Origin of the sequence: Gordonia ajococcus, assembly GCF_012974285.1 — a bacterium.
GTDB classification, from domain to species: domain Bacteria; phylum Actinomycetota; class Actinomycetes; order Mycobacteriales; family Mycobacteriaceae; genus Gordonia; species Gordonia amicalis.
Window position 1 is genome coordinate 5,054,367 of the sequence record NZ_CP052884.1, and the last position, 12,690, is coordinate 5,067,056.

Consider the following 12,690-nt stretch of genomic DNA (forward strand, 5'->3'; position numbering starts at 1 on the left):
CAGAACGACACCCTCACGGCATTGGTCGCAGGTAGCCGACGACCACGCTGTGGAGTTCGGTACCCCATCCCTCGGCCAGGATGTCCGACACCAGCGCGCCCGACTGTAGGAAACCCTGCGCGATCAGCAGCACCATCGACGCCATCCGCTTGGCGTCGCCGGCGCGTACCTGTTTGCGACCCTGGCCGTGCGCGAGCATGTCCGCCAGCAGGGCCAGCATCCCTTGCTGACTGGTGCCGAGACGTTCGAACACATAGGGCGCCATGAAGTCGCGCTGTTCACGCCACAGCGACGAGATGAGCTCGCTGTCGCGCAACGCCCCGACCACCGTCACCACCTGGTCGGCCAGTGCGTCGAGGTCCTCGGGCTCACCGCGCTCGCCGACCACGTCGTCGACGATGGTGAGAACCTCGCGGGTGAGCAGATCACGGATGATCTCGGTGATGTCGGACCAGCGCCGGTAGACAGTGGGACGACTCACCCCTGCTCGGCGGGCGACCTCGGAGACGGTCACCTTGCGACCGCCATTACGCAGCAGGCAGACCCTGGCCGCGTCCAGAACGAGATCCCCGATCTCCTCGTTACGGATTGACATGATGTGTAACACTGTAACGGATCACTCAATCGGCGGGGGGCCGACCAGATGACCATCGAACACGCCACGATCGTGGCCAGCCCATACGCGCGGCACGGAACCGGCATGCGCGTGGCCCATCACGCCGCCGACCTTCTTAGGGCTCAGGAGATCGAGGTCGAGGTCATCGTCGGTGAGGACATGGCCGACGCCGCCGACCTCGCCGGAAAGGCCGCCCGGGGTGACACCGACGTCCTGGCCGTCGCGGGCGGGGACGGCACGATCCGGCTCGCGGTGGAGGCCAGCATCGGCTCGGGCAAACCCCTTGCCGTCATCCCCGCCGGCAGCGGCAACGACTTCGCCCGCAATCTCGGCATCCCGCTCGACACCGCCGAGGCCGTCAAGGTGATTCTCGGCGGCCACCGGCAGCCCGTCGACCTGGGCCGCGTCAGCTTCCCCGACGGCCGGACCGCGCTGTTCGCCACGGTCGCCGCCACCGGTTTCGACGCGGCGGTGACCGCACGCGCCATCGACATGCGCTGGCCCCGCGGACAGGCGCGCTACACGATCGCCGCGCTGCTCGAACTCATCGCCCTGCGGTCACGGCACTATCAGGTCCGTGTCGACGACGAGACCGTCGAGGCCGACCTCATCTTCGCCGCCATCGGGAACACCACGTCGTACGGCGGCGGGATGCGGATCACCCCGACGGCATCGGTGTCCGACGGACTGCTCGACGTCACGCTTGCCAAGAACCCGCCGCGCCTGGCCCGACCGACGCTCGCCGGCGTCTTCCCGAAGGTGTTCACCGGCAAGCACGTCGATCACCCCCTGGTCCAGACGATGCGCGGCTCAGAGGTCGAGCTGTACTGCGATCCACCCGCACTGGTGTCCGTCGACGGCGATCTCGTCGGGGAACTGCCCGCCGTGTTCGAGGCGGTCCCGCACGCGGTCGAGGTGTTCACGCCGGCGGCGCAGCATCACTCCGGGAGCTGACACCCACTTCTCGCCGCGCCCAACTTCTGTCCGCGCCTACTTCTCTCCGCGCCTACTTCTCCCCGCGCCTACTTCTCTCCGCGCGACGCCCACCACTCCCGTAGAGCCTGCTCGGCCTCCTCGTGGCTCAGCGGCCCCCGATCGAGGCGGAGTTCCTTCAGATGCCGCCAGGCCTGGCCGACGATCGGGCCGGGCGGCACGCCCAGCATCTCCATGATCGCGTTGCCGTCGAGGTCGGGACGAACCTTCTCGAGATCCTCCGCCGCCTTGAGCGCTGCGATCCGCTGTTCGAGGTTGTCGTAGTTCTGCTGCAGCCGGCGGGCGCGGCGCTTGTTCCGCGTGGTGCAGTCGGCTCGCACCAGCTTGTTGAGCCGGTCGAGCAGGGGACCGGCGTCGTTGACATAGCGCCGCACCGCGGAATCGGTCCAGGCACCGTCGCCGTATCCGTGGAACCGCAGGTGCAGGAACACCAGGTCCGCGACGTCGGCGACGACAGCCTTGGGATACTTCAGCGCTCTCATCCGCTTGCGCACCATCTTGGCTCCGACCACCTCGTGGTGATGGAAGCTCACCCCGCCGCCGGGTTCGTGGCGTCGAGTCGCGGGTTTGCCGATGTCGTGGAGAAGTGCCGCCCAGCGCAGGATCAGGTCGGGATCGCCCTCCTCGAGGTCGATCGCCTGCTTCAGGACGGTCAGCGAATGCTGGTAGACGTCCTTGTGCTGGTGGTGCTCGTCGATGGTGAGCTTCATCCCGGGGATCTCCGGCATCACCCGCTCCGCCAGGCCCGTCTCGACCATCGCGTCGATCGCGTCGATCGGGAACTCACCGCAGATGAGCTTGTCCAGCTCGGCGCGGATACGTTCGGCGGTGATGCGGTCGATCTCTCCGTTCATCTCGGTGATGGCCTGCCACACGCGCGGCGCGAGCCGGAATCCGAGCTGGGAGATGAAGCGGACGGCACGCAGCATCCGCAGCGGATCGTCGCCGAAGGACTGCTCCGGTGTCGCCGGAGTGTCGATGACACCGGCCAGCAACGCGGTCATCCCGTCGAGCGGATCGCAGAAGTCCTCGGCGCCCCGGGCACCGATACGCACGGCCATCGCGTTGACGGTGAAGTCGCGGCGGACGAGATCGTCTTCGAGGGTCTCGCCGAAGGTGACCTCCGGATTGCGGCTGACCTGGTCGTACGTGTCGGCGCGGAATGTGGTGATCTCGATCTGGTGGTCGCCCTTGCGGACGCCGACCGTGCCGAACTCGATCCCGACATCCCAGAACGCGTCCGCCCACCCCTTGAGGAGACGGGACACCTGTTCGGGACGCGCGTCGGTGGTGAAGTCCAGATCGTTGCCGAGGCGGCCCAGCACGGCGTCGCGCACCGAGCCGCCGACCAGGTACAACTCGTGACCCGCCGACGCGAACAGCTCACCGAGAGGAGCCAGGACGTCGTCGAGCTCCCGGAGGGCTATCGCCGCCGCGGCCATCAGCCGCACCTTGCGGTCCGGATCCGACACCGTCGGCCGTACATCCGACGGAGAAGAGTCATTCACGGCTTGCCACCCTACCGTCGTCACCCGCGGCATCGACGCCGTGGAGGAGACCGGCCCACGGCCGGGTCGTGGTCACCTGTCGATATCCGTCGTACACCGTGTCCGTGGGTTCCGTGGCCGGGCGTCCACATCCTTCTCGCACTACGAGGCGTCCGGGCAAACTGCAGGTGACATGCCGCTAGCATCGTGGAGTGTCCACCGATTCCTCGACCAACCCTTCAGACGTCAGCGACGTCTCGTCGGGTTCGCGTGGGGACGGCACCGGACAGGCAGGTCAGAACCAATCCGGCCAGGGACGTCGTACCCGCCGTGGCCGGCGCCGTCGAGGACGGCGCAAGGGCGAGGGTCGCGGAACCGCGACTGCGCACAACAGCGGTGGTCACGCTGCCGCCGGACACAAGCAGTCCGGTTCCAAGCAGAGCGGGCCGACACCGAACGGCCACAAACCCGGCACCCACAAACAGCACAATCCGGCCACGCCACCGGCGCCGACGACCGGCCGGCCCACGCCGAACGATCTCGTGCGCGCCCGGACCGCCGATCCCGCATGCCCCGACCCCGTCGAGGCCGAGTCGGTGGAGAAGCTGCCCGTCGACCCCGACCGCGCACGTCCCCGGGTGACGCCACCCAAGCCCTCGGACATGGCCACGGTCACGGCGACCATCACCACCAAGGGCCTGACGCAGGCGACCGGAAAGAACGGCAAGGGTCGACGCCGCTCCGCGCGGGCCGATCGCACCGCCGACCGGACCGCCGATCGCACGAACACCGACAAGCTGCGGACCGTACGGGAGACCTCGGCCGGCGGACTCGTCATCTCCGATCTCGGGCTGCCCATCGACGAGTTGTCCGCCGCACTGATCGGGCGGGTGGATCGTCGCGGCCGGATGATGTGGTCACTGCCCAAGGGGCACATCGAGACGGGCGAGACCGCCGAGCAGACCGCCATCCGGGAGGTCGAGGAGGAGACCGGGATCCAGGGCACGGTCGTCGCACCGCTCGGCAAGATCGACTACTGGTTCGTGAGCGAGGGCCGTCGCATCCACAAGACCGTGCACCACTACCTGCTGCGTTGTGTCGGTGGTGAATTGTCCGACGCCGACTACGAGGTCAGCGAGGTGGCGTGGGTGCCGTTGCACGAGTTGCCGCGTCGCCTCACGTACTCTGACGAGCGGCGACTCGCCCGGATGGCCCGCGGTGTGATCGCCGATCTCGCCGCCGACCCGACCCGGCTCGCCCAGTCCGAGGCCGACAGCATTCGCACCGAACCCAACGCCTATGAGAAAGCCGCCGCAGCGCGCAATCAGCGCCGCAACGAGCCCCCGCCCGCGGCTCGTCCCCGCCGGCGCCGACGCCGTCCCCGACGGCCCGCGGCCGGCGATGGCTGACCCGCGTCAGTTGCCTGCCCGGTCCGGTCCGTTCCCCCGACTCTCTCGCCGCAGACCCGAGCGACGTCACGATGGTCGCGGCGGGATCCTCCGACCCCGGCGGGTGCAGATCGTGACCGCGTTGGCAGCAGTGCTGGGGATCGTCGCACTGCTGTCCCTGCCGGGCATCGCAGCACCGGCTTCCGCCGTGCCCGAGACGAATGCCACCGGGTCGGCCGGCGCCGCACAGCAGTCGACGCCGCGGTTCGCGCGCATCGTCATCGACTCGATGACCCCGTCGATCATCACCACCACCAGCCTTCCGGTGGTGACGGTGAGTGGTCGCGTCGACAACATCGGCGACCGCTCGATCAGCAACCTGTCCATCCGACTCGAGCGCGGTGATGCGGTCGCCGCTGCGTCGGGACTGCGCACCGAGCTCGCCGATGACGACCCCGCGGTCGCCGTCGCGGGCCCGTTCGAGGCGCTCAGCGAGTCCCTCGCACCGGGGGAGAGCGTCGGCTTCCGGATGTCCATGGCGCTGTCCGCGGGCTCCGGGCCGGACGGCCGGGGACTCGGGATCTCCGAGACCGGGGTCTACCCGATGCAGGTCAACGTGAACGGCACCCCCGACTACGGCAACGCGGCGCAGGTCGCAGGATCGCGGATGCTGCTGCCGGTCCTCTCGTTGCCGCCCGACGAGATCCGCGCCCGCGACTACGTCGACCCGACGACCGACGACACGGGATCGCCGGCCGTCCCCGGCCTGGGACCCGACGGTTCCATCTCCGCCGACCTCGCCAGACCGGCCCGGATGACCCTGCTCTGGCCGTTGGCCGCACCGCCACAGCTCGCCCCCGGAGTCCTCGGCGGCAACACCGAACCCGTCCGTCTCATCAACGAGGACATGGCCCGCTCCCTCGACACCGGTGGGCGACTGAACGAGCTGCTCACGGCACTCCAGAAGGTGGTCGGGGAACCACCGCGGGAGGAGTCCGGCCCGCCCTCGTCCGAGCCCGCCGCCGCGGATTCGTCGGAACCGACGCCCGCTGCGATGCCCGGTTCGGAGAAGCTCGCCGACAGCATGTGCCTGGCCATCGACCCCGACCTCCTGGTGACCGTCCGCGCCATGTCCCTGGGCTACGAGGTGTCGACCAACCCCGCCGACCCGACCTCGGCCACCCGCCCGGGCAACGGTTCCGACGTCGCTCAACGCTGGCTCGATGCGTTGCGCTGGACCGCGAGCCGGATGTGCGTGGTGGCCCTGCCGTTCGCCCAGGCCGATCTCACCTCGCTCAGCCGGATCGGCATCCCGGGACTCACCGAGGCCGCACTGCGTGGTCCCGCCGACATCGTCGACGTGATCCTGGACGTCCGGAGCGTGCGTGGACTGTCGGTGCCCGCTCTCGGCGCGATCGACGACGCCGGTGCCGACGCCCTCGCGCAGGCCGGGATGACGTCGACCGCCTTGGCGTCGAACTCCGTCGTCCCGACCGGCCGCCGCGACGACACCGGTCGGTACCGCGTCGGACGCCTCACCGCTCAGACCTTCGACGCACCGATCACGGCCTCGCTCGCCGCGATCGGCACCGCGCCGCGCACGCCGGCCCTCACACCTGATTCACAGCAGGTGGACCTCACCGACGAATCGGTCGGTAGCCGGCGCCAGAGTGCTCTCGCCGCACTGGCCTATCCGGCGATCGCGGCGCCGGAACCGGATTCGGGAGAGGACGGTTCCACGCCCCGCAATCCGGTGGTGGGCCGATCAGCGTTCCTCGTCCCGCCGACCTACTGGTCCCCGACGGTCGCCGATTCGGATGCGTTGTTCGCGACCGCCCGCCTGCTGCTCGAGTCGGGTGCCGCGACCCCGACACCGTTGCCGACCCTCGTCCAGGAACTCGGCGCCACGACCGCCACCGGCCGCCTGACGAACCCGCCGGGTGTGGGACCGGTGGGCCGCCTCGGATCCGTGCTCACCACGCAGGCCACCGCCGCCATCCGGCGCAACGTCGAGGACAGCTGGCAGTTCGAGGGCGCGCTGGTCCGGTCGGCCGATGTCGCGGCGACCCCGGAGCGGTACATGTCGCCCCTGCGTGAGGACCAGTTGCGCGCCATCAGGTCCCCCGACGCCGAGGGATCCGCCGTCTACACGCATCTGCGCCGGCTCCAGGAGGAGCGCGTCGACGCTGTCGCGTCGACCCTGCACCGGCTCGGTCAGTCGGTGACGATCCTCGACCCCGGCGGCCGCTACACGCTGGCCTCCGAACGCAGCCCCGTTCTGCTGGCCGTCCGCAACGACCTCGCCCTGCCGGTCCGTGCCCGCCTGACCACGTCGGCACCCGAAGGTGTGGAGATCGGCGATCTCGGGGTGATCGAGATCCCGGCCCGCGGAACACGCCAGATCCAGCTCCCCACACGTGGTGAGACGTCCGAGGCGATCACCATCGACATCCGACTGGCCACGGTGACCGGGGTGCCACTCGGCCAGCCGATCACCCTCCAGGTGCACACCAACGCCTACGGCAAGCCGTTGTTCTACATCACGATCGTCGCGGGCGTGGCGCTCGTGCTGCTGACCGCCCGCAGGTTGTGGCACCGATTCCGCGGTCAGCCCGACCCCGCCGACGCCGACCGTCCCGAACCCGACGAACTCGAGCGAATGCTGGCGGGAAGCGGGTATCAGGAGCGACGCCGTACCCTGCAAGGCGAGGGTCGGCCGCCCGGCGAGGAGCCGGAAGACCACCCGCACGACCCCTGATCGAGCACAACCCGAGGACGGCGAAACAGTACGTGAACTGGAACGATGAGCCGCGCGAACCGCGGCCGGGGACACCCGGTGCGGTGCCTCCCCAGCGTCCGGAACGCGCCGCTCCCCGCCGGATTCCGCCCGGCTCCGGGCCCGTACCGCCGCCGCCCCGTCCCGGCCGACCGGCGCCGCCACCGCACCACCCCGGTGCCCGGCACGTCCCTGGCCCCGTACCCGGTGGTGTCCGCGTCGACGCCCCGCCGGCGGCTCGTCCCGGTCGGCTCGATGCCGCCGGATACCGCGAACGACACAGTGGTGAGACGGACGCTGTCCACACCGGCTCGTCGAAGAAGGTGACCGCCGGCGACGACGGGGCGTCGTCGACCGGTCTGGCACGTGACTCCGACTCGAGCATCCTGCGGACAAGTGGCTCGATCGCGATCGCCACCCTCTTCAGTCGCATCAGCGGCTTCCTGCGGACCGTGCTGATCCTGGCCATGCTGGGATCGGGCATCGCCTCGGCGTTCCAGGCCGCCGACGTGCTGCCGAACATGATCGCCGAGGTCGTGCTGGGCGCGGTGCTGACGGCCATCGTCATCCCGCTGCTCGCCCGCGCCGAGGCCGAGGATCCCGACGGGGGCCAGGGGTTCATCAACCGGATCTTCACGATCACGGTCGTCGTCCTCGGAACCGCGACCGTGCTCGCGGTCATCGCCGCGCCGCTGCTGACCTACCTCAACCTCGGTGACGGGCAGGTCAACCGGGATCTGTCCACACATCTCGCGTACCTGCTGTTACCGGAGATCCTGTTCTACGGTCTCTCGGCTCTGTTCATCGCGATCCTCAACCTGCGCGGCCTGTTCAAACCCGGTGCGTGGGCGCCGGTGCTGAACAACGTCGTCCAGATCACGACGCTCGTCCTGTACGCCCTCGTACCGGGGGAGATCACGCTCAACCCGGTCCGGATGAGCGATCCGCAGCTGCTCGTCCTCGGCATCGGCTGCACCCTCGGCGTCGTACTCCAGGCGATGATCCTGGTGCCGTTCCTGCGCAAGGCGGGGGTGCACCTGCGACTGGAGTGGGGCATCGACGCGCGTCTGCGCCAGTTCGGCAACATGGCCGTGGCGATCGTCGCCTACGTCGCGCTGCTGCAGGTCGGTTTGATCGCGACCTACCGGATCGCCGCCTCCGCGCAGGCCTCGGGCGTCAGCATCTACTTCACCCACTGGCAGTTGCTGCAGCTGCCCTACGGCGTTCTCGGCGTGACCATCCTGACCGCGATCATGCCGCGACTGTCGCGCAACGCGGCCGCCGACGACACGAAGGCCGTGGTCGACGACCTGTCGCTGGCCACCAGGCTGACGATGGTCGCGCTGGTGCCCGTCGTGTCGTTCATGACCTTCTTCGGGCCGGCGATCGCGATCGCCGTGTTCAACTTCGGTCGGTTCGACGCCTCCGACGCCGCCCAGCTGGGTTCGGTGCTCGCCTGGGGCGCGTTCACGCTGATCCCGTACTCGATGACGCTCGTCCAGCTGCGCGTGTTCTATGCCCGCGAGGACGCCTGGACCCCGACGTTCATCGCCCTGGGCATCACGGTCGTCAAGGTGACGTCGTCGTACCTGGGTCCCGTCCTGTTCGACGACCCGTCGAACGTCGTGCGGTGGCTGGCCCTCTCCAACGGTCTCGGCTACCTCGTCGGCGCGGTCGTCGGACATTTCCTGCTGCGCAGCCGTCTGCACGGCGCGCGGCTGTCGAACGTCGCCCGCACCACGCTGGTCACCATCGCGGTCTCACTGAGCGTCTCGGCGGCGGTCTGGGCGATCGCGAGGATCTCCGGTCTCGACCACATGATCGGCTGGTTCGGCAAGGTCGGCTCGGTCCTGTACCTCATCCTGACCGCAGGTGTGGTGCTGACGGTCACCTACGCCGGCCTCGCCGCCGCGCGGGTGCCCGACGTGGTCGCCATCAGCAACGCGGTACGCCGTCTCCTCGGTCGGTTCATTCCGGCGCTCGCACCGCCGGCGGAGCCCGAACGTGAACAGTCCCCGGCGATCACAGTTCAGTTTCCGCGCGTCTCCGGAGACGAATCGCTCCCGTACTCTGGTCAGGTACAGGTGCTACGCCGCTTCGACAGGGGTACCGCGACGTGGCAGTCGTACTCCGTACATTCCGGTGGCGCGATCGGCGCGGGCCGGGGTGTGCATCCCATCCCAGAGCGTGCACCGGTTCCGCGCGACATCAGATACCGGAGGAAAGGAGTCCGTCGCGTGAGTGACAGCGAGATCGATACGAGTGTGACCACCGGGTCGCCCGTCGAATCCGGCCCCGGCGAACGGCAGGCTCCGCACGCGCCCACTCACGCCAAGTCTCCCGACGCCCAGACTCCCGACGCGGCCGCTGCCGCCGCACCGGGCGGTTCCGCCCGTCCGCGCGGTCCACGACTCATCCCGGGCGCCGCGGTCGCCGGCGGACGCTACCGCCTGCTCGAACAGCACGGCGGCACCCGCGGCCTGCAGTTCTGGCGCGCCCAGGACATCAACCTCGACCGAGAGGTCGCGTTGACCTTCGTCGACGCCGACCAACTCGCACCACCGCTCGAGCGCGGCCAGGCCGTCAAGACGACCGACCAGGGACCTCAGGCCGTCCTCTCACGCACCCTCCGGCTCGGACAGATCACCTCCGACGGGGTGGCGCGAGTCCTCGACGTGGTGCGCGGATCCTCCGGCGGGATCGTCGTCGCCGAGTGGGTGCCCGGATCGTCGCTGGCCGACGTCGCCCGGACGCAACCGTCGCCGATCGGCGCGGCGCGAGCCGTGCGTTCGCTGGCGGCCGCCGCCGAGATCGCTCATCGTTCCGGGGGTGCGCTGTCGATCGACCACCCCGATCGCATCCGTATCAGCCACGACGGCAACGCGGTTCTCGCTTTCCCGGGCACGCTCGCCGGGGACGACAAGGCCTCCGACGTCCGCGGCCTAGGTGCGGTGCTCTACGCACTGCTGCTGAACCGGTGGACACTCGATCCCGACAACGGGTCACGTCTGGTCACCACCGACGACGTCACCGAACCGATCGGCGGTATCCCGGTGGCCGCGCCGGGCGAGAACGGTCAGCCGCTGGAACCGCGGGCGGCCAAGCCCGACATCCCGTTCGAGATCTCGGCGGTCGCGGCGCGCGCGCTCGACGGAACCCGCGGGATCCGGACGGCTGCGACGGTCCAGCACGTCCTCGACCAGGCCACCGTCGTAGACCTCAACACCGACATGCTCCCCGCGATCACCGATGCCGACGCCCCGCCGCCGGTCACGGTCACCTCACGTGTCGGCGGCACCGAGCACAAGCCGGGGAGAAAGAACCTCGCGCTGCTCGTCGGTGCGGGACTCCTCGCGATCTTCGTGGTCATCGCGCTGATCGTGGGGGCCACCAACGTCTTCGGAAGTGGTGACGGCTCGAGCGACATCGATTCGATCCTGACCACGACGGAGCCGGCGACGCCGGGTGAGCAGACGCCGGGCGCAAAGGCGCCCACCGAGGCCCCGCCCGCCCAGGACATCCCGTTGCAGTCGGTGTCCGTGACCGACTTCTCGTCACAGCCGCCGGACAACTCGGCCAACGTCGGCAACGTCATCACCGGCGCCGCGCCGCCATGGGAGACCGACAACTATCGGGGGCGACCCGACTTCGGCGGTCTGAAGCAGGGCCTGGGCCTGATGTTCGACCTCGGCAGTGACCGGGCCGTGAAGTCGGTGACCATCGAGTCCCCGACCCCGGGTTTCGACGTGGAGGTCCGCACCTCGCCGAACGCGAAGCCCGCATTCGCCCGGACCACGCCGGTCGCCGCGGGGCGCGTCGCCCAGAACCCGACGACGATCGAGATCGCGTCTCCGCAGGCCAGCCGCTACGTGATGGTCTGGATCACCACCCTTCCCAGTGCGGCCGGCGGCTATCAGGCCGAGATCAGCCGCGTCACGATGGCGGGCTGACCGACTCGTTCGCGGCCGACCAGCATCCAGGAGCTCGCGACATCTCGTGACGGTGTACTGCGGGAAGGTCTACTGTGAGCGGTCGTGACTGCCCTTTTCCGTGTACGCCCCTGGGTGATTGTTCGGCGTACCGCGGCTCGCGCAGTGTTGACCCCGACTCGCGTGGTTGCGTTGGGATTCGCGGCCGCCATCGCGGCGGGGACGATGCTGTTGATGCTGCCTGTCGCCACGGATACCGGAGCAGGTGCGAGCCTGGTAGACGCGTTGTTCACCTCTACATCGGCGACGTGCCTGACAGGACTCATCGTCACCGACACACCGGTGTACTGGTCCGGGTTCGGGCAAGGCGTGATCCTCGCGCTGATCCAAATCGGCGGTCTGGGAATCATGACGATGGCCTCCTTGGTCGGGTTGTTACTGGCGAACCGGATCGGCCTCAAAGCCAGACTCAACACCGCCGCCGAGGTTCGCGCATCGGGGCTGGGCGACGTTCGCTCCGTGGTCATCGGGGTGGTACGGGTCAGCCTCTTGTTCGAGGCGGTCATCGCTGCGGCGCTGACGGCCCGGTTCGCCCTCGGCTACGACCAAACCCCTCTACGCGCACTGTGGCTTGGTGTGTTCCACTCGATCTCAGCGTTCAACAACGCCGGGTTCGCTCTGTACAGCGACAACATGATCGGTTTCGCTGAGGACCCGTGGATCTGTCTGCCGCTGATGATCGCGGTCATCGCCGGCGGATTGGGATTCCCCGTCCTGTTCGAGATCGGACGCCGAGTCCGCAAGAACCGCTCAAGCTACGACTCACGCAGGTGGAGCCTGCACACCCGCCTGACCATCGTGATGACCGCGATCCTACTGGCGGCCGGCTTCGGATCGGTGCTGGCATTGGAGTGGTTCGGCACCTTGCAGCACCACGGCCTCGGTTCGAAGTTGCTCATCGCTGCTTTCCAGGGAGTGATGCCACGCACTGCCGGTTTCAACAGCGTGGACTATGCGCAGATGGACGACGCGACCCTGTTGATCACAGATGTGCTGATGTTCATCGGCGGCGGCAGTGGCGGCACCGCAGGCGGAATCAAGGTGACCACCTTCGCGGTGCTGCTCGTCGTCATCATCGCCGAAGTCCGAGGAGAGAAATCAGTAACGGTGTTCGACCGACGTATCGATCCGCGCCTTCAGCGTCAGGCCCTCACGGTCGCAGCCATCGGCATCGCCCTCGTGGTCGTACCGACCGTGCTGCTTCTTGCCGGTACCACCTTCGACCTCAACGCCTTACTGTTCGAGGTCACTTCGGCCTTCGCGACCGTCGGACTGTCGACCGGGATCACCGCCGCACTTCCGCACTGGGGACAACTGTTGCTGATCGTGCTGATGTATCTCGGCCGCATCGGACCCATCACCCTCGTAAGTGCTCTCGCAGCGCGCCAGCGAAGTCGGCGCTACGAACTACCCACAGAAAGGCCCTTCATTGGCTAGGCAA

Annotated in this window: 7 protein-coding genes; 5 read left to right on the plus strand and 2 right to left on the minus strand. The window is 68.8% G+C overall.

All coding sequences use genetic code 11. The annotated features are described in order from the left end of the window. Nucleotides 1–13 precede the first annotated feature (13 nt). Nucleotides 14–595, minus strand: a complete 582-nt coding sequence (locus GAA2_RS22790; protein WP_024497952.1) for a TetR/AcrR family transcriptional regulator — start codon at nucleotides 593–595, stop codon at nucleotides 14–16. Between the two features lie 48 nt (nucleotides 596–643). Here GAA2_RS22790 and GAA2_RS22795 point away from each other — a divergent pair, with 48 nt between their 5' ends. Then, a complete protein-coding gene (locus tag GAA2_RS22795) occupies nucleotides 644–1,570 on the plus strand; it encodes a diacylglycerol/lipid kinase family protein (protein ID WP_024497951.1) in 927 nt (308 codons plus the stop codon). A gap of 68 nt (nucleotides 1,571–1,638) precedes the next feature. Here the strand turns inward: GAA2_RS22795 and GAA2_RS22800 are convergent, their stop codons facing one another. Next, on the minus strand, nucleotides 1,639–3,081 hold the full coding sequence (locus tag GAA2_RS22800; RefSeq protein ID WP_191835041.1) for a CCA tRNA nucleotidyltransferase: 1,443 nt from the start codon (nucleotides 3,079–3,081) through the stop codon (nucleotides 1,639–1,641). A gap of 227 nt (nucleotides 3,082–3,308) precedes the next feature. On the opposite strand from GAA2_RS22800, the gene GAA2_RS22805 reads away from it, so the two are divergent. The 4 genes from GAA2_RS22805 (at nucleotide 3,309) to GAA2_RS22820 (ending at nucleotide 12,686) form a co-directional block, all read left to right on the plus strand. Beyond that, nucleotides 3,309–4,505 (plus strand): NUDIX hydrolase, encoded by a 1,197-nt coding sequence (locus GAA2_RS22805; RefSeq protein WP_096274863.1) that lies wholly within the window; start codon nucleotides 3,309–3,311, stop codon nucleotides 4,503–4,505. Continuing rightward, nucleotides 4,498–7,242 carry a DUF6049 family protein gene (locus GAA2_RS22810; RefSeq protein ID WP_394854783.1) on the plus strand — a complete coding sequence of 915 codons (2,745 nt, stop codon included), beginning with the start codon at nucleotides 4,498–4,500 and terminating at the stop codon, nucleotides 7,240–7,242. The genes GAA2_RS22805 and GAA2_RS22810 overlap by 8 nt, the downstream gene beginning before the upstream one ends. 341 nt (nucleotides 7,243–7,583) lie before the next feature. Further along, on the plus strand, nucleotides 7,584–11,210 hold the full coding sequence (locus GAA2_RS22815; protein ID WP_191835042.1) for a murein biosynthesis integral membrane protein MurJ: 3,627 nt from the start codon (nucleotides 7,584–7,586) through the stop codon (nucleotides 11,208–11,210). A gap of 204 nt (nucleotides 11,211–11,414) precedes the next feature. Further along, nucleotides 11,415–12,686, plus strand: coding sequence for a TrkH family potassium uptake protein (locus GAA2_RS22820; RefSeq protein WP_243829140.1), 1,272 nt, complete (start codon nucleotides 11,415–11,417; stop codon nucleotides 12,684–12,686). Nucleotides 12,687–12,690: the final 4 nt, after the last annotated feature.